Source organism: Rhodoferax sp. MLSD5-FHT05B10 (assembly GCF_058793415.1).
In genome coordinates this window covers 89,803-111,877 of sequence record NZ_JBXAFT010000008.1, presented here as the reverse complement: position 1 = coordinate 111,877, position 22,075 = coordinate 89,803, and the positions used below count along the sequence as shown (strand labels likewise).

General features: G+C 67.7%; 23 protein-coding genes. 15 read left to right on the top strand and 8 right to left on the bottom strand.

Translation table 11 applies throughout. The features are described 5' to 3' along the window. Nucleotides 1-15: 15 nt before the first annotated feature. Both AC1Q5W_RS13840 and AC1Q5W_RS13835 read right to left on the bottom strand, forming a co-directional pair. Nucleotides 16-1,050: a porin gene (locus tag AC1Q5W_RS13840; protein WP_492645192.1), complete on the bottom strand. Its 1,035-nt coding sequence runs from the start codon at nt 1,048-1,050 to the stop codon at nt 16-18. A 245-nt stretch (nt 1,051-1,295) separates the two neighbouring features. After that, nucleotides 1,296-2,300: a porin gene (locus tag AC1Q5W_RS13835; RefSeq protein ID WP_492645191.1), complete on the bottom strand. Its 1,005-nt coding sequence runs from the start codon at nt 2,298-2,300 to the stop codon at nt 1,296-1,298. Nucleotides 2,301-2,410: 110 nt separating this feature from the next. On the opposite strand from AC1Q5W_RS13835, the gene coq7 reads away from it, so the two are divergent. Further along, a complete protein-coding gene (coq7, locus tag AC1Q5W_RS13830; protein WP_492645190.1) occupies nt 2,411-3,028 on the top strand; it encodes a 2-polyprenyl-3-methyl-6-methoxy-1,4-benzoquinone monooxygenase in 618 nt (205 codons plus the stop codon). Here coq7 and AC1Q5W_RS13825 read toward each other — a convergent pair. After that, on the bottom strand, nt 3,025-3,474 hold the full coding sequence (locus AC1Q5W_RS13825) for an OsmC family protein (protein WP_492645189.1): 450 nt from the start codon (nt 3,472-3,474) through the stop codon (nt 3,025-3,027). The two genes, coq7 and AC1Q5W_RS13825, sit on opposite strands and share 4 nt — an antisense overlap. An 81-nt stretch (nt 3,475-3,555) precedes the next feature. On the opposite strand from AC1Q5W_RS13825, the gene ilvA reads away from it, so the two are divergent. After that, on the top strand, nt 3,556-5,145 hold the full coding sequence (gene ilvA, locus AC1Q5W_RS13820) for a threonine ammonia-lyase, biosynthetic (protein ID WP_492645188.1): 1,590 nt from the start codon (nt 3,556-3,558) through the stop codon (nt 5,143-5,145). 57 nt (nt 5,146-5,202) lie between these two features. On the opposite strand, the gene AC1Q5W_RS13815 is transcribed toward ilvA, so the two are convergent. Beyond that, nucleotides 5,203-5,688: a type II secretion system protein N gene (locus AC1Q5W_RS13815; RefSeq protein WP_492645187.1), complete on the bottom strand. Its 486-nt coding sequence runs from the start codon at nt 5,686-5,688 to the stop codon at nt 5,203-5,205. A gap of 54 nt (nt 5,689-5,742) precedes the next feature. Between AC1Q5W_RS13815 and gspG the strand changes: the two genes are divergently transcribed. The 10 genes from gspG to AC1Q5W_RS13765 are packed head-to-tail and all read left to right on the top strand — an operon-like array spanning nt 5,743 to nt 14,742. Beyond that, nucleotides 5,743-6,183 (top strand): type II secretion system major pseudopilin GspG, encoded by a 441-nt coding sequence (gene gspG / locus AC1Q5W_RS13810; protein WP_492645186.1) that lies wholly within the window; start codon nt 5,743-5,745, stop codon nt 6,181-6,183. Continuing rightward, the gene (locus AC1Q5W_RS13805) at nt 6,158-6,637 is read left to right on the top strand and encodes a pilus assembly FimT family protein (RefSeq protein WP_492645185.1); all 480 of its coding nucleotides are present in this window, start codon (nt 6,158-6,160) and stop codon (nt 6,635-6,637) included. The genes gspG and AC1Q5W_RS13805 overlap by 26 nt, the downstream gene beginning before the upstream one ends. Further along, the gene (gspI, locus tag AC1Q5W_RS13800) at nt 6,634-6,990 is read left to right on the top strand and encodes a type II secretion system minor pseudopilin GspI (RefSeq protein ID WP_492645184.1); all 357 of its coding nucleotides are present in this window, start codon (nt 6,634-6,636) and stop codon (nt 6,988-6,990) included. Before AC1Q5W_RS13805 ends, gspI begins: the two co-directional genes overlap by 4 nt. Further along, nucleotides 6,990-7,679, top strand: a complete 690-nt coding sequence (locus AC1Q5W_RS13795; protein WP_492645183.1) for a PulJ/GspJ family protein — start codon at nt 6,990-6,992, stop codon at nt 7,677-7,679. Before gspI ends, AC1Q5W_RS13795 begins: the two co-directional genes overlap by 1 nt. Further along, nucleotides 7,676-8,671 (top strand): type II secretion system minor pseudopilin GspK, encoded by a 996-nt coding sequence (gene gspK, locus AC1Q5W_RS13790; RefSeq protein ID WP_492645182.1) that lies wholly within the window; start codon nt 7,676-7,678, stop codon nt 8,669-8,671. Before AC1Q5W_RS13795 ends, gspK begins: the two co-directional genes overlap by 4 nt. Before the next feature lie 17 nt (nt 8,672-8,688). Then, nucleotides 8,689-9,933, top strand: a complete 1,245-nt coding sequence (gene gspL / locus AC1Q5W_RS13785) for a type II secretion system protein GspL (protein ID WP_492645181.1) — start codon at nt 8,689-8,691, stop codon at nt 9,931-9,933. Further along, complete coding sequence (locus AC1Q5W_RS13780; protein WP_492645180.1) at nt 9,930-10,406, top strand: type II secretion system protein M; 477 nt, start codon at nt 9,930-9,932, stop codon at nt 10,404-10,406. Before gspL ends, AC1Q5W_RS13780 begins: the two co-directional genes overlap by 4 nt. Before the next feature lie 9 nt (nt 10,407-10,415). Next, nucleotides 10,416-11,237 (top strand): type II secretion system protein N, encoded by an 822-nt coding sequence (gene gspN / locus AC1Q5W_RS13775; RefSeq protein ID WP_492645179.1) that lies wholly within the window; start codon nt 10,416-10,418, stop codon nt 11,235-11,237. A 26-nt stretch (nt 11,238-11,263) separates the two neighbouring features. Continuing rightward, nucleotides 11,264-13,336 carry a type II secretion system secretin GspD gene (gspD, locus tag AC1Q5W_RS13770; protein WP_492645178.1) on the top strand — a complete coding sequence of 691 codons (2,073 nt, stop codon included), beginning with the start codon at nt 11,264-11,266 and terminating at the stop codon, nt 13,334-13,336. A gap of 17 nt (nt 13,337-13,353) precedes the next feature. Next, nucleotides 13,354-14,742, top strand: coding sequence for a GspE/PulE family protein (locus AC1Q5W_RS13765; protein ID WP_492645177.1), 1,389 nt, complete (start codon nt 13,354-13,356; stop codon nt 14,740-14,742). A 2-nt stretch (nt 14,743-14,744) separates the two neighbouring features. Here AC1Q5W_RS13765 and AC1Q5W_RS13760 read toward each other — a convergent pair whose 3' ends face one another. Together AC1Q5W_RS13760 and AC1Q5W_RS13755 are read right to left on the bottom strand one after the other, a co-directional pair. Beyond that, nucleotides 14,745-15,716: a lipase secretion chaperone gene (locus AC1Q5W_RS13760; protein WP_492645176.1), complete on the bottom strand. Its 972-nt coding sequence runs from the start codon at nt 15,714-15,716 to the stop codon at nt 14,745-14,747. A gap of 5 nt (nt 15,717-15,721) precedes the next feature. Continuing rightward, entirely contained in the window at nt 15,722-16,654 is a 933-nt protein-coding gene (locus tag AC1Q5W_RS13755; protein ID WP_492645175.1) for a lipase family alpha/beta hydrolase, read from the bottom strand. Between the two features lie 231 nt (nt 16,655-16,885). Here AC1Q5W_RS13755 and gspF point away from each other — a divergent pair, with 231 nt between their 5' ends. From gspF to AC1Q5W_RS13740, 3 genes are read left to right on the top strand one after another with little or no spacing between them, the layout of a single operon-like run. Continuing rightward, on the top strand, nt 16,886-18,100 hold the full coding sequence (gspF, locus tag AC1Q5W_RS13750; RefSeq protein ID WP_492645174.1) for a type II secretion system inner membrane protein GspF: 1,215 nt from the start codon (nt 16,886-16,888) through the stop codon (nt 18,098-18,100). Nucleotides 18,101-18,134: 34 nt separating this feature from the next. Then, nucleotides 18,135-19,031, top strand: coding sequence for a 5'-nucleotidase (locus AC1Q5W_RS13745; protein WP_492645173.1), 897 nt, complete (start codon nt 18,135-18,137; stop codon nt 19,029-19,031). Nucleotides 19,032-19,055: 24 nt separating this feature from the next. Next, entirely contained in the window at nt 19,056-20,837 is a 1,782-nt protein-coding gene (locus AC1Q5W_RS13740) for an ABC transporter ATP-binding protein/permease (RefSeq protein ID WP_492645172.1), read from the top strand. On the opposite strand, the gene queC is transcribed toward AC1Q5W_RS13740, so the two are convergent. Together queC and AC1Q5W_RS13730 are read right to left on the bottom strand one after the other, a co-directional pair. Then, the gene (gene queC, locus AC1Q5W_RS13735) at nt 20,786-21,508 is read right to left on the bottom strand and encodes a 7-cyano-7-deazaguanine synthase QueC (protein ID WP_492645171.1); all 723 of its coding nucleotides are present in this window, start codon (nt 21,506-21,508) and stop codon (nt 20,786-20,788) included. The two genes, AC1Q5W_RS13740 and queC, sit on opposite strands and share 52 nt — an antisense overlap. A gap of 35 nt (nt 21,509-21,543) precedes the next feature. Next, a complete protein-coding gene (locus AC1Q5W_RS13730) occupies nt 21,544-22,041 on the bottom strand; it encodes a hypothetical protein (RefSeq protein ID WP_492645170.1) in 498 nt (165 codons plus the stop codon). Between the last annotated feature and the right edge of the window lie 34 nt (nt 22,042-22,075).

The window sequence follows — 22,075 nt, the reverse complement described above, 5'->3', positions numbered from 1 at the left end:
GGCTAGACGTCGCTATCAGAACGTGTGGGAAAGCAGGAGCTGGAACTGGGTGGAGGCGTCGTTGCCCACCACCTGGGTCCAACGTGCGTAGTTGGCAATCAGCATGGTGCGCTTGCTCAAAGCGTAATCCGCCTCCAGGGCCGTACCCGAGATGGTTCCCAGTCCTTGGGCCGCCTTCACGCCTGCGCTGTTGGTATTGGAGATGAACGCGACATCGTCAATCTTGCGCGACGCGAACTGCGCACCCAGGGACAACGCACCCAGAGGGGCCTTGATGCCCAGCAGCAGGTCGGTGGCACGGCCACCCGCCGCATTGCCGGAGTTGCGTACGTTGGCGCCCAGGCCGACCTTGACGACGCCAAAGTCATACGAACCTGCCAGGCGAGATTCGTCCTTGTACGTGCTGCCTTGGTTGGCGTTGACGGAGTAGTAGGCGAAGTTGGCAGCAACCGGGCCTTGGGTGTAAGTCGCCGACACGCCGACCTGGGATTGGCCGGTGGTGGCGGCAGCCCCGGTGGTACCAGCGCCCAGACCCAGCAGGTTGGAAGCTTCCTGGTAGGTGGCCGACAGCGCGAACGCGCCAACGGGAACGGTGTAGGTCACGGAATCGCGGTTGGAGCGATCATTAAAGACCTTGCTGTCAAAACCTGCGTAGTAGGCACCAACGCCGGCAATGCCACCCGACAGATAGTCTGCACCGCGGGCGGTGCTCAACGAAATGACGCCTGCGCTGGTGGTCAGGGCCAAGGATGCGTCACGGCCTTGAACCGCGTTGCCGGAGCCTGCAGCCACGGCGTTGGATTCACCGCTGCGGTCTGCACCAGCCAAAGCCAGCTTGGCAACGGCCTTCATGCCGCCACCGAGGTCTTCGGTCGCTGCAAAGTCGATTTCGGACGTTTCAACACCGAAACCAGCGGAATCGGAAGAGGTACCAACCGCACCAATGGTGGTGGCCTGGTAGCCCATGGCCAGCTTGCCGGAGATGGTGACTTGTGCGAAAGAAGCGCCGGAAGCAGCCAGAACGGCCAGGGCGACAAGGGTTTTTTTCATGGGGAAATACTCCAAGGTTAAACAGAGGGCAGCGAATCACAGGACTCGGTACCCAGGGCCAACCTCCTGAATCAGGAAGTTGTATGGAGTACACCAGTGCACCCTGTTTTTTTTGATGTCAGTTTCGTGACGCGTGAAAGGTGAATCCGCACAAACCCGTATTCGTTGTTGGATTGCAACAATTGGCGCCTTCTAGCTCCTACGGCCAGGGCCTGCCCCATGCAGACCCTGGCTATGCCAACCGCTCAGAACGAATGGGACAACAGCAACTGGTACTGGCTGGAAGCGTCGTTACCCACGGTCTGGGTCCAGCGCGCGTAGTTGCCAATCAGGCTGGTGCGCTTGCTCAGGGCATAGCTGGCTTGCACCGCGGAACCGGAGATCGTGCCGACGCCCTGGGTCGTGAACGCGACGTCGTCAATCTTGCGCTGCACAAACTCAGCTCCCAGCGTCAAGGCCCCCATGGGAACACTCACCCCCAGGAGCAGATCCGTTGCACGCCCGGTCGCAGGTGCCGTGTTGGCATTGGTCACCACAGCCCCGAGCCCCAACTTGGCCACACCAAAGTCGTACGAACCGGACAGGCGCGTCTGGTCTTTCAGGCGCCCGACATTGCTGTTGAACGACAGGTAGGTCAGGTTGGCGGCAACTGCGCCACTGGTGTAGGTTGCCAGCAAGCCTGCCAGGCTTTGCCCGGTCGTCGCGGCAGTGCCCGTTGTGCCGGCACCCAGGCCTTGCAGGCCGGCCGCCTCCTGGTAGGTCGCCGCCAGCTCCAGTGCACCCACCGGAATCGAATAGGTCACGGTGTCGCGGTTCACGCGGGCATCGAACACCTTGCCGTTGAAGCCGCTGTAGTAGGCACCCACCCCCGCAATGCCGCCCGACAGGTAGTCAGGCGCCTGCTCCGAAGCCAATGTCAAGGTTCCTGCGCCAGTGGCCAAGGCCAGGGAAGCATCACGGCCGGACACCGCGTTGCCGGAGCCCGCCGCCACGGTGCTGGATTCCCCGCTGCGGTCGGCGCCGGCCAACGCCAGCTTGGCCGTGGCCTTCATGCCGCCGCCGAGGTCTTCGGTCGCCGTGAAATCGATTTCGGAGGTATCCACACCGAAGCCGGCGGAATCCGCAGAAGAGCCGACACCACCGGTGGTCGCCGCCTGATAGCCCATGGTCAGATTGCCCGTGACGGTGACTTGGGCAAAGGAAACGCCCGATGTGGCCAGAACAGCCAGGGCAACAAGATTTTTTTTCATGCAGGAGTACTCCAGGTTGGAACAAAGGACTTTCGTCCACAAGGGACAGTCCGTCTCCGCAAAAACCGTGCCACGCTAAACTAGCCGCTGGATTGATTCAAAGCCCCAAAATGGACGCGCTACTCACCTCGCTGGACACCGCCTTGCGCACCCTGTTTGCCAAACCGCACGCGTCGCAGGTCTGCCCCACGCTGGCGGACCAGGTCACCACCCTGACACCCGAAGAGCGCCGCCGCGCTGCGGGGCTGATGCGCGTGAACCACGTGGGCGAGGTATGCGCCCAGGCGCTCTACACCGCGCAGGCACTGGCCACACCCAACCCGGCGTTGCGCGCGCACTTCAAACGTGCCTGCACCGAAGAAACCGACCACCTGGCCTGGACCGCCGAGCGGCTGGAGGAACTGGGGGAACGCCCCTCCCTGCTCAACCCGCTGTGGTACGCCGGCGCCTTCGGACTGGGCCTGCTGGCCGGCCGCCTGGGGGACCCGGTCAGCCTGGGCTTCGTCGTGGAAACCGAACGCCAGGTCGGCGCCCATCTGCAGAGCCACCTCGACCTGCTGCCCGAAAACGACCACGCCTCACGTGCCATCGTGGTGCAGATGCACGACGATGAACTGCGCCACGCCCAGGACGCGCAGGACGCCGGCGCGGTGGAGCTGCCTCAGCCAGTGAAGGAACTGATGCGCACCGCCGCCAAGGTCATGACGACGGTGGCGCAGCGGATTTAGGCCTCGACCAGCTCGAAACTGGTGGTGATTTCCGCCGTCTTGGCCAGCATGATGCTGGCCGAGCAGTATTTCTCGTGGCTCATGGCGATGGCGCGCTCCACCGCCGCCGCCGGCAGCGCCTTGCCCGCCACCGTGAAATGCATGTTGATCCGGGTGAACACCTTGGGGTCGGTTTCGGCACGCTCGGCCGTGAGCTTGACCGTGCAGCCCTGCACCGCGTGGCGGCCGCGCTTGAGGATCAGCACCACGTCATAGGCCGTGCAGCCGCCGGTCCCCGCCAGCAGCAGCTCCAGGGGGCGGGGCGCCAGGTTCATGCCGCCGTTTTCCGGCTTGGCGGCATCGGGTGCACCATCCATCATGAGGGTGTGACCACTGCCGGTTTCGGCCACAAAACCCATGCCCGAGCGGGTGTTCAACCCGCCGGTCCAGCTGACTGTGCATTCCATTGTGTAACTCCTGCGCACCGGGCGCGCTGCCTGTTCAAAGTAGGACGGGGATTATCATCTGTAGATCACACCGTACCCGCCATGACGACCAAAGCCCCCAAATCCCCCCAGCCTCTGACACCCGCCGATTACCTCAAGAAAATTCTGACCGCCCGCGTCTACGACGTGGCCAGCGAGTCGACCCTGGAGCCGGCCCGTGCCCTGAGCAAACGGCTGCATAACACCGTGCTGCTCAAGCGGGAAGACCAGCAGGTGGTGCGCAGCTTCAAGCTGCGGGGGGCCTACAACAAGATGGCGCACCTGAGCGCCGAGCAGCTCAAGAAAGGCGTGATCTGCGCCTCGGCCGGCAACCACGCCCAGGGCGTGGCCCTGAGCGCGCGCAAGCTGGGCACCCGGGCGGTCATCGTCATGCCCACCACCACGCCCCAGCTCAAGATCGATGCGGTAAAAGGATTTGGCGGCGAGGTCGTGCTGTTTGGCGACAGCTACTCCGACGCCTATGCCCATTCCGTGACCCTGCAGAAGAAACAGGGGCTCACCTTCGTCCACCCCTTCGATGACCCGGACGTGATTGCCGGCCAGGGCACCATTGCCATGGAAATGCTGCGCCAGGTGCAGACCCTGGGCGGCACGCACAACGGCATGCGGCTGGACGCGGTGTTTGTGGCCATCGGCGGCGGCGGTCTGGTGGCGGGCGTGGCCAACTACATCAAGGCGGTGGACCCGCGCATCAAGGTCATTGGCGTGCAGATGAACGACTCCGACGCCATGATGCAGTCAGTCGCCGCCAAAAAACGCGTCACCCTGCCCGACGTCGGCCTGTTCTCCGACGGCACGGCCGTCAAGCTGGTGGGCGAGGAGACCTTCCGCATTTCCCGCGGTCTGGTCGATGAGTTCATCGCCGTGGACACCGACGCCGTGTGCGCCGCCATCAAGGACATCTTCGTGGACACCCGCTCCATCGTGGAGCCCGCCGGCGCACTGGCCGTGGCCGCCATCAAACAGTACGTGGCCCAGCACAAGACCAAGGGCGAGACCTACGCCGCCATCCTGTGCGGCGCCAACATGAACTTCGACCGCCTGCGCTTCGTGGCCGAGCGCGCCGAGGTGGGCGAGGAGCGCGAAGCCTTGTTCGCCGTCACCATCCCCGAAGAGCGCGGCAGCTTCAAGCGTTTCTGCGAACTGATCGACCAGCTGCCCGGCGGGCCGCGCAGCGTGACGGAATTCAACTACCGCATCAGCGATGGCGCCAAGGCCCATGTGTTCGTGGGCCTGACCACCCACGGCCAGGGCGAGTCGCAGAAAATTGCCAAGCACTTCAACAAGCACCGCTTCGCCACGCTGGACCTCACGCACGACGAACTGGCCAAGGAACACATCCGCCACATGGTGGGCGGCCACTCCACCCTGGCCCACGACGAGCGCCTCTTGCGCTTCATCTTCCCCGAGCGCCCGGGTGCCCTAATGAAATTCCTGAGCCTGATGCGCCCAGGCTGGAACATCAGCCTGTTCCACTACCGCAACCAGGGCGCCGACTACGGCCGCATCCTGGTCGGCCTGCAGGTGCCCAAGACCGACGACAAGGCCTTTGCCCAGTTCCTGCAGACGCTGGACTACCCTTATGTGGAAGAAACCGCCAACCCGGTGTACCGCATGTTCCTGCAGCAGTGAGCGCGCAGGCTCTGTCTGCTATGGAATGCATAGCAGTCTGCGCAGGATCTACGCCGCCTAGAACCCTTTTTTAGCACCAATCGGTGCTGACATGTCCAGCACTAGGACGGTGGCATCCGCCGAATCCTTCTGCGCCAGCACGGCGCGGCGCGCCTGCACCGCACGCAGCACCCAGCCATCGCCCACCGCAGCGCCCACCACAAAGGGTTTGGGTGGCTTGCCATCCACCGCAATCAACGCCGCGCCGGCCTGGCTCGCGCCCGCCACCACGCCGGTCAGGGCAAAGCGGCTGGACGCCAGGGCTGGCGCCGCCAGGGCCGGATTGCCCCCGCCAACGCCCGCACCACCGGGGGCTCCCAGCGCCCAGGCCACGGCCGCTGCAGGGGCCTGTACCGGCGGCTGCAAATCGGCAGCCGCCACGCCGGACGGTGCCGCCGGCGCTGGCCATTGCAGCACCCAATAAGCGGCACTGCCCGCCGCCACCGCCGCCAGAGCGAAGGCAACGATGCGGGGCAACCAGAGCGTGCGGGGTGACAGGGTCATGGGGCGCATTATCATGGAAGCCCCTAGCGTTTACCGGTCACCCCGCAACACACCATGCCACGAACCGCCCGATTGCTGTCCCGCCGCCTTGTCAAAGGCTTCACGCTGATTGAGTTGATGGTGGTGCTGGTCATCATCGGCGTGCTGGCTGCCCTGATCGTGCCCAACGTGCTGGACCGCGCCGACGACGCCCGCGTCACCGCTGCCAAGACCGATATTGCCAACCTGGTCCAGGCACTCAAGCTCTACAAGCTCGACAACCAGCGCTACCCCACGGCCGAGCAGGGCCTGCGCGCCCTGGTTGTCAAACCCGCCAGCGGCCCGGCCCCCACCAACTGGCGCCCCTACCTGGACAAGCTGCCCAACGATCCATGGGACCGCCCCTACCTCTACATGAACCCCGGCATCAAGGGCGAAATTGACGTGCTGTCCTTCGGCGCCGACGGCCAGGCCGGCGGCGAAGGCAAGAATGCCGATATTGGCAGCTGGCAGTAGGTGGCCCCGCAGGGCGCCGTCTCGCGGCTTCACCCTGCTGGAACTGCTGATCGTGGTGGCCATTGTGGCCCTGGCGTCGGCGGGCGTCAGCCTGGCACTGCGCGACTCGGCCCAGTCCCGCCTCGATACCCAGGCCCAGCGCCTGGCCGCCTTGCTGGAATCGGCCCGCGCCCAGTCCCGCACGCTGGGGGTACCGGTGCGCTGGCGTGCCACACCCAACGGCTTTGCGTGGGATGGCCTGCCCGCCACGGGCCCATCGCCGCTGCCCACCGGCTGGACGGAAGACGGCGTTTCCGCCAGCAGCGCCCAGCCCGTGCTGCTGGGACCCGAACCCCTGATTCCGCCGCAAAGCGTGCGCCTGTGGCTCCCCGACCAGCCCGAGCGCAGCCTGCAGGTGGGCACCGACGGCGTACGCCCCTTTGCCGTGCAGCCCCCCGGAGCCGCGCCACCATGACCCGTGCGCGCGGTTTCACGCTGATCGAGGTGCTGGTGGCGCTGGCCATCGTGGCCACGGCGCTGATCGCCGGCCTGCAGGCCACCAGCGCCCTGACCCGCAATACCGAGCGCCAGAGCGACCGCGTCCTGGCCCAGCTGTGCGCGGAGAACGCCCTGGCCCAGATCCGGCTATCGCGCCAGTTGCCCGATGTCGGCGACCGCACCGCACCCTGCGAGCAAGCGGGTCGCACGCTCGACCTGCAACTGGTGGTGCAACCCACCCCCAACCCCAACTTCCGCCGGGTCGAAGTCCGCTTGCTGCGCGCACAGCAACCTCTGCTGCAACTCAGCACCGTGGTGGGGCGCTACTGATGTTGAGCCGCACCCGCACCCCCCGCCCCGCGCAGGGCGGCTTCACCCTGATCGAGCTGCTGGTGGCCATCGGCATCCTGGCGTTGATGGCGGTCATGGGCTGGCGCGCCCTGGACGGCATGCAGGTCGCCAATGCCCGCACGCGCGACCACACCGATGCCGTGCTGACGCTGGAAGCCGGGCTGGCCCAATGGGGTGCCGATCTGGACGCCCTGCTGGAACTGCCCCAGACCACCCCCATCGACTGGGATGGCCGCGTGCTGCGCATCACCCGTCGCTCCAGCACGGATACCACCGAGGGGGTTCTGGTGGTTGCCTGGACACGCGCCAACCGCAACGGCACCGACCAGTGGCTGCGCTGGCAGTCCACCCCTGCACGCACCCGAGCCGACTGGCAGACGGCCTGGCAGGCCGCCGCGCAGTGGGCGCAAAGCCCCGGCGACACCGCCCGCCAGCGCGAAGTGGCTCTGGCGCCGCTGGCACAGTGGCAGCTGTATTACGCCCGGGGAGGCGCCTGGAGCAATCCGCTCTCCAGCGCCGGCGCGCCCGCTGCCGGGGCCAGCCCCGCCGGCAACGCCCCCGTGCCCGACGGCGTGCGCCTGGTCCTGCAACTACCCGCTACGCATCCCCTGGCCGGCACACTCACCCGCGACTGGGTGCGGCCCACCCTGAGCAGCAGCACGCCATGAGCCCCCGGCCCCTTGCCCGCACCCAACGCGGCGCCGCCATTCTGGTGGCCATGCTGCTGGTCACTCTGGTGGCCGTGCTGAGCACCACCGCGCTGTGGCGGCAATGGCGGGGCGTGGAGGTCGAGACCGCCGAACGCGCCCGGGTGCAATCCGGCTGGCTGCTGCAGGGCGCGCTGGACTGGGCCCGCCTCATCCTGCGCGAAGACGCCCGTGCCGGCAGCACCGACCACCTGGCCGAACCCTGGGCCGTGCCCCTGCAGGAAGCGCGGCTGTCTGCGTTTCTGGCCAGCGCCCAGGGCCACAGCGACACCACCGACACGCTGCAGGCGGCATTCCTCTCCGGCAGCATCACCGACCTGCAGGCCCGCCTCAACGTGACCAACCTGGTGCAGGACGGCCGCCCCTACGCTCCGTCGGTGCGGGCCTTTACCCGCCTGTTTGCCGCGCTACACCTGCCCGGCGCCGAACTGACAACCCTGGTTCAGAACCTGCAACGGGCACTGGAGCCCGACAGCCCCGCGCGCGGCCCGGCCCCAACAGGCGCGCCCAGCGCCACCTACACGCCCCTGCTGCCCCGCAGCACCGATCAGCTCACCTGGCTGGGCCTGTCGCCCCAGAGCCTTGCCGTGCTGCAACCCTACATCACCGTGCTGCCCGAGCGCACGCCCGTCAACCTCAACACGGCACCCGCGCTGGTGCTGCATGCCTGCATCAGCAGCCTGGACCTGGCCGGCGCGCAGGGGCTGGTCACCGCACGGGCGCAGTCCCATTTCCGCACCCTGGGCGATGCCACCCGCGCCATGGGCGCCGCCGACACCGCACTCGACGAGGGCGAACACAGCGTCAACTCCCGCTACTTCGAAGTGCGCGGGCAACTGCGCCTGGATGACCGGGTGGTGCAGGAACGCTCAGTGCTCCAGCGCGACGGTCTGGTGGTCCGGGTCCTGTGGCGCGAACGGGGTGCCCAGGCCCCGTTGGCCTCCGTACAATGAGCCGCAAAACGCCCCCCATGACCACGCTACTCATCACCCTTGCACCACCCAACGCCCCCGCCACGGCGCTGGACTACGTGCTGTCCCGGGACGGCCATGCGGTTACGGCCCACGCCAGCGGCACGGCGGCGCAACTGGCGGCGGTTGCGGGTACCGCCACCCAGACCATCGCCATGGTGCCGGGCAGCGCGCTGTCATGGCACCGGGTGCAACTGCCGACGGGAACCCTGCCCCGCGGCTTGGGGCCCCAGCGCCAGGCGCCGCGCCTGCGCGCCGTGCTCGAAGGCCTGCTGGAAGACCATTTGCTCGACGACCCGGCCCAGCTCCACTTTGCCTTGCAGGCCCCGGCGCAGGCCGATGGCGCGGTGTGGGTCGCCGTGTGCGACCGGCCCTGGTTGCGCAGCGCCTTGCAGGCCCTGCAGCAGGCCGGAATCACACCCGACCGTGTGGTGCCCGAATGGGCGCCCGGCAACCAGGCGACATCCGATCTCTGGGTTACCGGCTCGCCCGACGCCGCCCAGCTGGTCTGGATCGATTCCGACGGCGTGCACACCCTGCCAGTTGCGGCAGACCAGCCCCTGCCCCGCCAGCTCCCCGACACCCTGCGCGCCAACGCCACCCTGCGTGCCGAACCGGCTGTGGCCCAGCGCGCCGAACAGCTGCTGCACCGCCAGGCCACTATCGTCCCGCCGGCCCAGCGCCTGCTGGACGCCGCGCAGACCGACTGGAACCTGGCGCAGTTCGACCTGGCCCGCCAGAACCCCTGGCTCGCCCGTGTGGCCGCCGCCGCCACCAGCTTCTGGACCACTGCCGCCTGGCGGCCGGCCCGCTGGGCCGCGCTGACCCTGGCAGTAGTACAGGTGCTGGGCCTCAACGCCTTTGCCTGGCGCGCCCAGACCCAGCTGGAGCAGCAACGCGCCGCCATCCGCAACACGCTGCTCGCCACCTTCCCCCAGGTCACCGTGGTGGTGGACGCCCCCTTGCAAATGGCACGCGAGGTGGCGGCCCTGCAGCAGGCCGGCGGCATGGCCTCGCCCCGCGACCTGGAAGCCCTGCTCGGCGCCCTGGGCACTTCCGGCCCGCCCACCCTCCCTGCCCTGGCCCCCACCGCCCTGGAATTTTCCGCCGGTGAATTGCGCCTGAACGGCCTGCAAATCAACCCCGCGCAGGCTGACGCACTGGACCAAGCCCTGCAGGCCCAGGGCATGCGCAGCCACCTGGACGGCGCCACGCTGGTGCTGCAAACCCGGAGCACCCCATGAACACCCCTGCCCTGCACGCCTGGTGGAGCCAGCGCCCGCCCCGGGAAAAGACCCTGCTGCGCAGTGGCGGCGTGCTGCTGGGTCTGGCCCTGTTGTGGGCGGTGGCGCTGGCGCCGGCCCTGCGCACCCTGCGCGGCTACGAACCCCAGCGCGCCACCCAGCAAGCCCAGCTGCAAACCATGCTGCGCCTGCAGGCACAGGCGCAGGCCGCACAGGCCCTGCCCCGCCTGACACCGGCCGCCGCAACGCAGGCGCTGCAGGCCTCGGTCGCCCAAGCATTCGGTACGCGGGCGGAACTGGCCCTGGCCGGCGGCACCGCCACCGTCACCCTGCGCGGCGTGGACGCCACCGCTTTGGCCCAGTGGCTTGCCAGCGCCCGCACCAATGCGCGCTCGGCACCAGTGCAGGCCCGCCTGACCCACGCCGCCAACGGCTGGAGCGGCACCCTGCAAATGGCCCTGCCCCAACCGTAAACCCACCCCATGCGCCCACCACGCACCCTTGCCACTCCCCGCTCCCGCCACGGCCGCGCGCCCTGGGGCTGGGCTGCGGCGGGTGTGCTGCTGGGCGGCCTGCTGGGTACCGTTGCCTTTGCTCCGGCACGCTGGCTGGCCGCCAGCGTCGCGCAGGGCAGCGACGCCCGGGTCCAACTGCTGGCCTCCCAGGGTACGGTCTGGAACGGCTCCGCCGAGCTGGCGCTGGGCGCCGGTCCTGGCAGCCAGGACGCCACCGCCCTGCCCGGGCGCCTGGCCTGGCGCATCCGCCCCACGCTGAGCGGGCTGCAGCTGGCCCTGCAGGCGCCTTGCTGCCTGCCCGGCCCGTGGGTATGGACCGCCAGAGCGTCGTTGGCCGGCCTGCAACTGCAGCTGTCCGACCTGAGCGACGCCCAGCCGGCGCACTGGCCCAGCGCGCTGCTGGCTGGCCTGGGCACGCCCTGGAACACCCTGCAGCTGCAGGGCACACTGGCGCTTTCAAGCCAGCAGCTGGCGCTGCACTGGCAGCGCGCCGGCTGGAGCGTGAGCGGGCAGGCCCGGCTGGACGCCACCCGGATGTCCACCAGCCTGTCTACCCTCAAGCCCGTGGGCAGCTACCGCCTGACCCTGGTGGGCGGCCCCTCTCCCGTGCTGGACCTGCGCACGCTGGACGGCAGTCTGCAACTCAGCGGCAGCGGCCGCTGGAACGGCGGGCAGCTACAGTTCAGCGGCGAAGCCCGCGCCGCACCGGAGCGCGCCGACGCGCTGGCCAATCTCCTCAACATCATTGGTCGTCGCGACGGCGCGCGTTCCATCATCAAAGTGGGTTAGATCGCATGCATTACCACACACCACCAATGGCCACCTCCCGGACTTTTGCTATTGTTTCCATAGCTGTCTACGCAGCATTGACGGCATCCATCGGCACTTTTGGCACGGAATTGCGGGCACAGACAGTGGCCACACCCAAGCGCGGCGAACCGGTCACGCTGAACTTCAACAACGCCGAGATCGAGGCCGTGGCCCGCACCATGGCCACGCTCACCGGGCGCAACGTGGTGGTAGACCCGCGCGTCAAGGGCAGCATGACCCTGACCACCGACACGCCGGTATCCCCCACCGTGGCCTACAACCAGTTCCTGGCCCTGCTGCGCCTGCAGGGCTATGCCGTGGTGCAGACCGACGGGCTGGACAAGATCGTGCCCGAGGCCGACGCCAAGCTGCAAGGCGGCCTGGTGGCCTCCAGCGACACCAGCAGCAGCGGCGCCGTGGGCAACCAGCTGGTCACCCAGGTCATCCGCCTGCAGCATGAAAACGCCAACAACCTGGTGGCCGTGCTGCGCCCGCTGATCAACCCCAACAACCCCATCAACATCAACCCCGGCAACAACGCGCTCGTCATCACCGACTACGCCGACAACCTGCGCCGCCTGGCCCGCATCGTGGCGGCACTGGACGTGCCCAATGCCACCGACCTCGACGTCATCCCACTCAAGAACGCCAGTGCGCCCGATCTGGCGCCGCTGGTGCTGCGTCTGCTCGAATCCGGCGGCACCGGCGCCGCCGGCCAGGGCGACGCCAGCTACAAGACCACCATCCTGGCCGAGCCGCGCTCCAATGCCCTGATCGTGCGCGCCGCCAACCAGGCGCGCCTGGCCCTGGCCCGCTCGCTCATCGACAAGCTCGATCAGCCCCTGGGCAACAGCGCCAACGGTGCGGCCGGCAACATCTACGTGGTGTACCTGAAGAACGCCAGCGCCACGCAGCTGGCCACCACGCTGCGCGCGGCCCTCAGCGGCGAAGCCCGACCCGCTGCCACAGCCAGTGGCACCAGTGCCGCTCCGGCGGCGGCCGGGGCGACTGCCGCCACTGCGGCTGGCGGAGCCAACACCGGCGGCCAGATTCAGGCCGACCCGGCCACCAACTCGCTCATCATCACGGCCAGTGAACCGCAGTACCGCCAGTTGCGTGCCGTCATCGACAAGCTTGATGCCCGCCGCGCCCAGGTGTTTGTGGAGAGCCTGATTGCCGAAGTCAGCGCCGACAAGGCGGCAGAGTTCGGCATCCAGTGGCAAGGCGCTTCCGGCGGCACCGGCGACAGCGTGGTCGGCTTGATGGGCACCAACTTCGGCACCGGCGGCAGCAACATCGTGAACCTGGCCATCCAGGGGGCCAGCGGTACCGTCACCCCGTCGCACGGCCTGAACATCGGTGCCGCCCAGAAAACCAACGGCGTCTATGTGCTGGGCTTTCTGGCCCGTTTCCTGGAGCAAAGCGGCGCCGGCAACGTGCTGTCCACCCCGAACCTGCTGACGCTGGACAACGAGGAAGCCAAGATCGTGATCGGCCAGAACGTGCCGTTTGTCACCGGCCAGTTCACCAACTCGGGCGCCGCCAACGGCTCGGTCAACCCGTTCCAGACCATTGAGCGCAAGGACGTGGGCCTGACCCTGAAGGTGCGCCCGCAGATCAGCGAGAGCGGCACCGTCAAGCTCGCCATTTACCAGGAAGTCTCCAGCGTGCTGGCCTCCACCATCAATGCGCCCAACGGCCCCACCACCAACAAGCGCACCATCGAGTCCAACGTGCTGGTGGAGGATGGCGCCATCGTCGTGCTCGGCGGGCTGCTGCAGGACGAGTACGCGGGCAACCAGGAGAAGGTGCCCGGCCTGGGCGACGTGCCCTTCTTCGGCGCCCTGTTCAAGAGCGAAGGCCGTTCGCGCAAGAAGACCAATCTGATGGTGTTCCTGCGCCCGGTGGTCGTGCGTGACGCCACTGCCACCGACCGGCTCTCGGTCGACCGCTACGAGTCCATGCGCAGCGGCCTGCAGGCGGCGCAGCCTGAACCCAGCACCACCGTGCCCATCAACGAGGCCGCCACGCTGCCCCCGCTGCCGCGCAACGCGCCGGCACCGGCCAAGGCCCCCTGAGCCCGCACACCACCGCCATGCGCTACCCCCTGCCCTACGCCTTTGCCCGCACCCAGCAGCTGCTGCTGGAGGACCAGTCGGGGGCGCTCACGCTGTGGGTGCACGCCGCCACGTCTCCTTCCGCCCTGGGCGAGGTGATACGCAAATTTGCCCCGCACGCGGTGGAGACGCTGGATGCGCCCGTGCTCACACAGCGCATCAGCGCCGCCTACGCACAGGGCGAGTCCAGTGCCGCCACCGTGATGAGCGAGGTGCAGGGCGACGCCGATTTTTCCCGCATGATGCAGGAGCTGCCGGCCGTGGAAGACCTGCTGGAGACGGCCGACGACGCGCCCATCATCCGCATGCTCAATGCGCTGCTGACCCAGGCCGCGCGCGATGGCGCCAGCGACATCCATATCGAGCCCTACGAGCGCCATTCCAGCGTGCGCTTCCGGGTGGACGGCACGCTGCGCGAGGTGGTGCAGGCGCACCGTGCGCTGCATGCGGCACTGATCTCGCGTCTGAAGATCATGGCCGACCTGGACATCTCCGAAAAGCGCCTGCCGCAGGACGGCCGCATTTCGCTGCGCATCGGGACCCGCGCGGTGGATGTGCGGGTCAGCACCCTACCCAGCGCCCACGGCGAGCGTGCCGTGCTGCGCCTGCTGGACAAGAGCCAGGACCACCTCAGCCTGGAGGCCGTGGGCATGCAGGGCGATGTGCTCGCCCGTTTTGAAGGGCTGGTGGCCCAACCCCACGGCATCATCCTGGTGACAGGCCCCACCGGCTCGGGCAAGACCACCACGCTGTACGCGGCGCTGGGCCGCCTGGACGCCGCGCGCCAGAACATCATGACGGTTGAAGACCCCATCGAGTACGAGTTGCCCGGTGTCGGCCAGACCCAGGTCAACCCCAAGATCGACCTGACCTTTGCCAAGGCCCTGCGCGCGATCCTGCGCCAGGACCCGGACGTGATCATGATCGGCGAAATCCGCGATTTCGAGACCGCGCAGATCGCCATCCAGGCCTCGCTCACCGGCCACCTGGTGCTGGCCACACTGCACACCAACGACGCGGCCAGCGCCGTCACGCGCCTGACCGACATGGGCGTGGAGCCGTTCCTGCTGAGCTCGTCCCTGCTGGGCGTGCTGGCGCAGCGCCTGGTGCGCAAGGTCTGCCACGCCTGCGCCGGCAAGGGCTGCGGCACCTGCGGCCATACCGGTTACGCCGGCCGCACGGGGGTGTTCGAACTGCTGGTGACCAACGACGCCATCCGTGCCCAGATCCACAACCAGGCCTCCGAAGCCGACATCCGCACCGCCGCCCTGGCCAGTGGCATGGCGCTGATGCGCGAGGACGGTGAACGGCTGGTGCGTCAGGGCATCACCAGCCGCGAAGAACTGGTGCGCGTCACCCGCGACTAGCCCTACTCGTAGGCCGCCAGCCGGGGGCGTTCCTCGGCGCTGAACTGCGACTGCTGCAGCTGGCTGAGCGCCGCCTGGCGCTCGGACTCGCTCGCATTGGCCAGCGTTTTGAGCAACTTGCCGCGCTCGCTCTGGTACTGGGTGATACGGTTTTTCCAGGCCGCTTCCTCGCGGTCCAGATCGGCCAGGCGCGAGGCGGCTGCCGGGTCGAAGGCCTTGGCGCGCATGCGGAAGATGTCATCCTCGCTGGCGCCGTTGGCCCGCATCTCCTGGGCTTTCTGCTCGGTGCGCAGCACCACGCGCGGCGCTTCGCGATCGGCCCGCAAGGCCGCGGGCATGGCGGCGTCCAGCGCCGCCAGTTGCTCGCGCTTCTGCGCAGCGCTCAGGGCCGGGTTCTGGTCAATTTCCAGGCGCGCCAGGGCGTCGGCGTCGTACATGTCTTCAAAGGCGAACAGGCCCTGTTCCTCGGCCGCGTTGAAAAACCGGGCCCGCAGGTCCTGCATGGCGACAAAGCGCTTGCGCAGGGCCTGCACGCCAGTGGGGCCGGCGCCCAGTTCCTTCTCCAGTGTCACCAGTTCCCGCTTGAACGCAAGGTACTGGCCCAGCAGGCGCTTGGCCGCCGGCGCCTGGGCAGGCGACAGGCGCTGGTCCAGCACGGTGCGGATCTGCTGCGCGATAGTTTCGATGCTTTGCTCCCCCACCGCGCTCAGGTAGTAGTCGAACAGGCGTTTGAGTTCGGCGTAGGGCAGCGCCCCGGCCGCTGCGCCGGTACCAGGCGCAGCCAGCGCGGACAACAGATCACCATCGGGGGCGGTGCCCTCCATGGACCGCACAAAGGCGCCGCCCGGTGCCGTGCCGGACGCGACGCCGTCGGCCGGGCCCTCGCCCGGACCGGACGGCCACAGCCACCAGCCGGCACCCAGCAACGCCAGCCCCAGCAGGCCCGCGCCTGCCAGGGTTCTTCGCGACGCCATGGGGTTTACAGACCCGCGTTCTTCAGGCGGTTGGCCTGCTGGCGGAACAGGGTGACCGGGCTGGTCTCAAACAGGTTCACCAGGCCAATGGTCTGGTTGACCTCATCCATGTGGTTCATGGCGTAGTCGTCGCGGATCACGCGGCCCAGGCGCGAGGAGCAGCTGCTCACCAGGCCGTCGTTCTTGGCACCGCTGAATGCCAGCGAGGTCAGCGCCAGCGCCGGGTCCATCACGTCGAGCAGGTTGGTGTAGGGCTTGGCGCCACTCCAGGAGTAGTAGGCCACGCCGCGTGCGGTATAGGCACCCTCACCGCAGGCGGTGGTGGGCACGCCCTCGGGGTGGGCCGCATTGAACTGGGCCGAGCCGGCCGTGCTGAGCGACTGTGCCGCCGCCAGCGAGTTCTGTGTCTGGCCGGCACCGCCGGAGAGGAAGTCGATGATGGTACCCAGACCGTTGGTGATGGACACCAGTACGGTATTGGAGAACGAGCCAGCAGGCGCCACGCCCAGAATCAGGTCCGCCACCGCAGAGCCCTTGTTGACGCCGCCGATCGAGGTGACGGAAGCGACCAGATCCGGCCGCACCGACGCCACGTAGCGGGAGGTCGGGCCGCCGTGGCTGTGCCCCATCAGGTTCACCTTGGCGGCGCCCGTGGCAGCCAGGATCTGCTTGACCTGGGTGAGCAGCTGCTCGCCACGCACTTCGGTGCTGTTGGCGGCGGAAACCTGCACCACGAACACCTTGGCACCGTCGGCCCGCAGCGCCGAGGGAATGCCGTAGAAATACTCGACCGGACCAATGTTGTCAAAGCCGAACAGGCCATGCACCAGCACGATGGGATAGGCGGTTTGCGTGTAGCCCGCCGCCTGCGCCGACAGGGGCCACAGCGGCAGCGCCAGCAGGGCAGCAGCCAGCCAAGTCATCAACGTTTTCTTCATATGTGTCTCCTCGTGACCTCTGAGGGTCTGTGGTTGTGAAGGAATACCGACTGAATAACCGGTGCGACCTCTGGGGTGGGGGCGCTGTCGCGGGCTGACCCGCTGCCCACCGCGGGTACGGGCGGGCACGGATCAAACTAGCACGGTCGTGCTATTTTTGAAGCATAAGGATTCCGGCCGGTCCTGTCATGGTGGAAAACCCGCAGCAGGCGCGGCGCTACCATTGGGACCATGCCTGCCTACTCCTACGAAGCCCTGGACGCCAGTGGCAAGACCCGCACCGGCGTGCTGGAAGCCGACTCCGCCCGCGCGGCGCGCAGCCTGCTGCGCACCCAGGCGTTGGTGCCCCTGGCGGTGGCGGCGCTGGGCAGCGCCACGCCAGCGTCCCCGGCCCCGCGCTGGCAGCGCCGGGCCTTCACAGCCACCCAGCTGGCCATCTGGACCCGCCAGCTGGCCGGGCTGGTGACGGCCGGCCTGCCGCTGGAGCGGGCGCTGACTTCGCTGGCCGATGAGGCCGAATACCCGGCGCAGCGCGACCTGGTGGCCACCATCCGCGCCGAGGTCAACGCCGGCTCCGCCCTGGCGGCGGCGCTGGCACACCACCCGCGGGAGTTTTCCGGCATCTTCATTGCAGTGATTGGCGCGGGCGAGCACAGTGGCCAGCTCGGCCTGGTGCTGGAGCGCCTGGCCGACGAGCTGGAGGAGCAGCAGAACCTGCAGGCCAAGCTGCTGGGCGCAGCGCTCTACCCGGCCATCGTCAGTGCCGTGGCGCTGGCCATCGTGCTGTTCCTGCTGGCCTATGTGGTGCCGCAGATTGCCAATGTGTTTGCCAGTTCCAAACAGGCCTTGCCCCTGCTCACACGCATCATGCTGGGCATCAGCGGTTTTGTGCGCCACTACGGCTGGCTCCTGCTGGCTGCTCTGCTTTTCATAGCAGTTGGCGCACGTTTGGCCTGGTCCAGGGCCGTATTCCGTGAGCAATTTGACGCGACCTGGCTGCGCCTGCCGGTGCTGGGCCGCATGGCGCGCAGCTACAACGCGGCTCGGTTTGCCAGCACGCTGGCCATGCTGGGCGGCGCCGGTGTGCCGATTCTCAAGGCCCTGCAGGCGGCGGCCGAAACCCTGTCCAACCGCGCCATGCGCGCCGACGCGCTGCAGGCGCTGGCCCTGGTGCGCGAAGGCGCGCCGCTGGCCAGCGCCCTGGCGCACCGTGCACGCTTTCCGGCGCTGCTGGCCATGTTCGCCCGGCTGGGCGAGCAGACCGGGCAGCTGCCCGCCATGCTGGACCGCGCCGCCCTCCAGCTGCGCACCGAGGTGCAGCGCCGGGCCCTGCAACTGGCTACCCTGCTGGAGCCCCTGCTGATTGTGGCCATGGGCCTGGTGGTAATGCTGATCGTGCTGGCCGTGCTGATGCCCATCATCCAGCTCAACCAGCTCGTCAAGTGAATATGAATGTGCCTGCGCACGCGAAGGAAACCCCATGGCGATGACTCTGGACGACAAACTGGTGGTGGCCATCTCCAGCCGTGCCCTGTTTGATTTTGAAGAAGAAAACGAAGTCTTCGAGCAGGGCGACGACAGCACCTACATGGGCCTGCAGCTGGAACGGCTGGAAACGCCGGCCAAGGCCGGCGTGGCGTTTTCCATGGTCAGGAAGCTGCTGGCCTTCAACACCACGTCGTCCCAGCAGGTGGAGGTGGTCATCCTCTCGCGCAACGATCCGGTGAGTGGCCTACGCGTCATGAAGTCCGCCGAGCACTACACCCTGCCCATCATCCGCTGCGTATTCACCCGCGGCGCGCCCCCCTGGCGCTACCTCAAGCCGCTGCGGGCCAACCTGTTCCTGAGCACGCACCTGAGCGACGTACGCGCCGCGCTGGCCGCCGGCGTGCCGGCCGCACAGGTGTACCCGCGGTCAGCCCACGCCACGGACGCGCACCCCACCGAAGTGCGCATTGCCTTTGACGGCGACGCCGTGCTGTTCAGCGACGAGGCCGAACGGGTGTTCCACGCCCAGGGCCTCAACGCCTTCCAGCAGCACGAGACCGACAAGGCCGCCCTGCCGCTGCCGGATGGTCCATTCAAACCCCTGCTGGTGGCGCTGCACCGGCTGCAACAGGCGGCCACACCGCAGATGCGCATCCGCACCGTGCTGGTGACGGCCCGCAGCGCTCCGGCGCACGAGCGCGCCATCCGCACCCTGATGGACTGGAACATCGCCGTGGACGAAGCCATGTTCCTGGGCGGCCTGGACAAGGGCGAATTCCTGCGCGAATTCGAACCCGACTTTTTCTTCGATGACCAGACCGGCCACATCGAATCGGCCGCGCGCCATGTGCCCTCGGGCCATGTGGCCAGCGGCGTGCGCAATTTCTGACCCCCTCTTGCGAGCCTCCACGCCATGCCCCCTGTTTCCGTTACCGGCGCCAAATGGGCGTCGTTCCAGTTGCTGGTGCGCCGCGTGCTGGCGCTGTCGCGGCCCTACTTTTCTTCCGAGGAGAAATGGAAGGCGCGCGGCCTGCTGGCTGCCATCGTGCTGCTCAACCTGGGGGCGGTGTACATGCTGGTGCTGCTCAACGACTGGAACCGCCTGTTCTACGACGCCCTGCAGAACAAGGACGCCGGCGTGTTCTGGACCCAGCTGGGGCGCTTCACCTACCTGGCCTTTGCCTTCGTCCTCATTGCGGTCTACAAGTTCTACCTGACGCAGCTGCTGGAAATGCGCTGGCGGGCCTGGATGACCGGCCACTACCTGGAACGCTGGCTCGCCCACCAGGCCTTCTACAAGCTGGAACTGGCCCGCTTTGCGCCCAACCATGGCAACGGCGGCAGCCCGGACAACCCCGACCAGCGCATCCAGGAAGACGTGGGGCAGTTCACCAGCTACACGGTGTCGCTCACCATGGGCCTGCTCAATGCGGTGGTGACGCTGCTGAGCTTTGTCGGCATCCTGTGGAGCCTGAGCGGCAACTTCGCCTTCACGCTGGGCGGGCAGGCCTTCGACATTCCCGGCTTCATGGTCTGGGCAGCCGTGCTGTACAGCGTGGCGGGCAGCGTGGCGTCGCACTACATCGGGCGCCCGCAGATCCGGCTCAACTTTGAGCAGCAGCGCCGCGAAGCCGATTTCCGCCACCACATGGTCCGCGTGCGCGAATTCAGCGAGTCCATCGCCCTGGACCGCGGCGAGCCGGCCGAGCGCGTGCAGCTGGAGCGGCGCTTTGCCGGCGTGCTGCGCAACTTTCTGGCCCTGCTCAAGGCGCAGAAGAACCTGACCTGGTTTACCGTGGGCTTCGGCCAGGCGGCGGTGGTCTTCCCCTTCATCGTGGCGGCACCGCGCTTTTTCAGTGGCGCCATCCAGCTCGGCGAGCTGATGCAGATTGCCTCGGCCTTCGGCCAGGTGCAGGGTTCACTGAGCTGGTTTGTCGACAACTACAGCAGCTTGGCCACCTGGCGCGCCACGACCGACCGCCTGACCAGTTTTGAAGAAGCCATGACGACCGCAGCCACCGCAAATCCTGCGCTGACCGCTACGGATTCCATAGCAATTGACAGCACCGACCTGACCATTGCCCTGCCCACGGGCGACACCCTGCTGGCCGGCGCCGTGCTGCACGCCCGGGGCGGCGAGCGGATTCTGCTCAGTGGCCCCTCGGGCAGCGGCAAGTCCACGCTGTTTCGCACACTGGCCGGTATCTGGCCCTTTGCCCAAGGTCACCTGGAACGCCCGGCGGACGCCATGTTCATTCCCCAGCGCCCGTATTTCCCCAACGGCCCGCTGCGCGACGCCCTGGCCTATCCGGAGCCCGCCAGCCACTACGCCGACGCCGCCTTGCAACAGGCGCTGCACGAGGCCCTGCTGCCGCAGCTGGCCAGCCAGCTGGACCTGGCCGACGCGTGGAGCCAGAAGCTCTCCGGTGGGGAGCAGCAACGCCTGGCGATCGCCCGCGTGCTGCTGAAGAAACCACAATGGGTGTTTGCAGACGAAGCAACCAGCGCGCTGGACGCCGCGGCCGAAACAACGCTGTACCAGCGCCTGCTGGCCCTGGTAGCCGAACGCCAGGGCGGGCTGGTGTCTATCGCACACCGTCCCAGCGTGGCGGCATTCCACACCCGCCAGTGGGTGCTGGTGCCTCAGCCGCAGGGCGACGCGGCCCGGTTCACGCTCTGCGAAAAACCCGCGTAACCGTTGGCCCGCAACAGGCAGGCCGGGCACTCCCCGCAGCCGTAGCCCCAGGGGTGGCGGTGCGTGCGGTCGCCGAGGTAGCAGGTGTGGGTGTGCTCCACGATCAGGTCCACCAGCGGCTGGCCGCCCAGCGACTGCGCCAAGGCCCAGGTGGTGGCCTTGTCGATCCACATCAGTGGGGTTTCGATCAGGAAGCGCTTGTCCATGCCCAGCGAGAGCGCCAGCTGCATGGCTTTCATGGTGTCGTCACGGCAATCCGGGTAGCCCGAGAAATCGGTCTCGCACACGCCGGTGACCATGACCTGTAGGTCACGCCGGTAGGCCACGGCGGCCGCCAGCGTCAGGAACAGCAGATTGCGTCCGGGCACAAAGGTGTTGGGCAGGCCACTGGCCTCCATCTTGAAAGCCGTGTCGCGGGTCAGCGAGGTTTCGCTGACGGCCCCCAGCACGGCCAGGTCCAGCAAGTGGTCTTCGCCCAGCTTGGCCGCCCACTGCGGGAACCGGCTGCGGATTTCGCGCAGCACCGCCAAGCGGGCGTCGAGTTCCACGCTGTGCCGCTGGCGGTAGTCAAAGGCAATGGTTTCCACGCGTGCATAGCGTTCGAGCGCGTAGGCCAGACAGGTGGTGGAGTCCTGGCCACCGGAAAAGAGAACAAGGGCGGAGGTGTGCATGGCCGAAATGGTAGACCATGCGGGAGAACGGCTGCTTAGAGGTTCTCGGTCTTTTTGATCTTGCTGGGCGTGTACGTCAGTGCTTCCCGCGCCAGCTCGCCCGGCACGGCGGTGGGCGACGTCGGAATGGGCGGGGTCATCTGGTCTTTCACCTGCTCCAGTTGCGCGGCAGCGGCGCTGGCCGTCCACATGGCCCGCAGGTGCTCGATGAGCATCTGCGCGATCGGCTTCTTGGGCGGGTCTTCCACTTTCTCGGGGGCCGGGCGGTGGATGGTCCAGTCCTTGGGCGACGTGGCCGCCTCCGAGCCGCGCTGGGCGGGGTCCGAAACACTGGTGTACAACGCCTCGCCCTCGTTGGGCTTCTTCGCCATGTTCACCATGTTGACGACACTGGGGGTCGGTTCAAGGGACGGACTGGCGCTCACCGACGGGTTGACGGGCGCCACCGGGATCACCTTGTTTGCCGCGGGCGAAGCCAACTCTACGCCGGCAGGGCGCATGCTGGGGTTTCGATCGATAGAAGGCAATTGCATTGGGTGTAAGGCTCCAGGCCCCTCCGGTGTCTTT

Coding starts and splice junctions, on each gene's coding strand:
- AC1Q5W_RS13780 (WP_492645180.1), top strand. CDS start 9,930: ATGAACACCCCTGCCCTGCACGCCTGGTGGAGCCAGCGCCCGCCCCGG.
- AC1Q5W_RS13755 (WP_492645175.1), bottom strand. CDS start 16,654: ATGAAGAAAACGTTGATGACTTGGCTGGCTGCTGCCCTGCTGGCGCTG.
- AC1Q5W_RS13825 (WP_492645189.1), bottom strand. CDS start 3,474: ATGGAATGCACAGTCAGCTGGACCGGCGGGTTGAACACCCGCTCGGGC.
- gspN (WP_492645179.1), top strand. CDS start 10,416: ATGCGCCCACCACGCACCCTTGCCACTCCCCGCTCCCGCCACGGCCGC.
- AC1Q5W_RS13840 (WP_492645192.1), bottom strand. CDS start 1,050: ATGAAAAAAACCCTTGTCGCCCTGGCCGTTCTGGCTGCTTCCGGCGCT.
- AC1Q5W_RS13745 (WP_492645173.1), top strand. CDS start 18,135: ATGGCGATGACTCTGGACGACAAACTGGTGGTGGCCATCTCCAGCCGT.
- gspL (WP_492645181.1), top strand. CDS start 8,689: ATGACCACGCTACTCATCACCCTTGCACCACCCAACGCCCCCGCCACG.
- AC1Q5W_RS13730 (WP_492645170.1), bottom strand. CDS start 22,041: ATGCAATTGCCTTCTATCGATCGAAACCCCAGCATGCGCCCTGCCGGC.
- gspI (WP_492645184.1), top strand. CDS start 6,634: ATGACCCGTGCGCGCGGTTTCACGCTGATCGAGGTGCTGGTGGCGCTG.
- AC1Q5W_RS13740 (WP_492645172.1), top strand. CDS start 19,056: ATGCCCCCTGTTTCCGTTACCGGCGCCAAATGGGCGTCGTTCCAGTTG.
- AC1Q5W_RS13805 (WP_492645185.1), top strand. CDS start 6,158: ATGCCGATATTGGCAGCTGGCAGTAGGTGGCCCCGCAGGGCGCCGTCT.
- coq7 (WP_492645190.1), top strand. CDS start 2,411: ATGGACGCGCTACTCACCTCGCTGGACACCGCCTTGCGCACCCTGTTT.
- AC1Q5W_RS13765 (WP_492645177.1), top strand. CDS start 13,354: ATGCGCTACCCCCTGCCCTACGCCTTTGCCCGCACCCAGCAGCTGCTG.
- AC1Q5W_RS13760 (WP_492645176.1), bottom strand. CDS start 15,716: ATGGCGTCGCGAAGAACCCTGGCAGGCGCGGGCCTGCTGGGGCTGGCG.
- AC1Q5W_RS13835 (WP_492645191.1), bottom strand. CDS start 2,300: ATGAAAAAAAATCTTGTTGCCCTGGCTGTTCTGGCCACATCGGGCGTT.
- AC1Q5W_RS13815 (WP_492645187.1), bottom strand. CDS start 5,688: ATGACCCTGTCACCCCGCACGCTCTGGTTGCCCCGCATCGTTGCCTTC.
- gspK (WP_492645182.1), top strand. CDS start 7,676: ATGAGCCCCCGGCCCCTTGCCCGCACCCAACGCGGCGCCGCCATTCTG.
- AC1Q5W_RS13795 (WP_492645183.1), top strand. CDS start 6,990: ATGTTGAGCCGCACCCGCACCCCCCGCCCCGCGCAGGGCGGCTTCACC.
- ilvA (WP_492645188.1), top strand. CDS start 3,556: ATGACGACCAAAGCCCCCAAATCCCCCCAGCCTCTGACACCCGCCGAT.
- queC (WP_492645171.1), bottom strand. CDS start 21,508: ATGCACACCTCCGCCCTTGTTCTCTTTTCCGGTGGCCAGGACTCCACC.
- gspG (WP_492645186.1), top strand. CDS start 5,743: ATGCCACGAACCGCCCGATTGCTGTCCCGCCGCCTTGTCAAAGGCTTC.
- gspD (WP_492645178.1), top strand. CDS start 11,264: ATGGCCACCTCCCGGACTTTTGCTATTGTTTCCATAGCTGTCTACGCA.
- gspF (WP_492645174.1), top strand. CDS start 16,886: ATGCCTGCCTACTCCTACGAAGCCCTGGACGCCAGTGGCAAGACCCGC.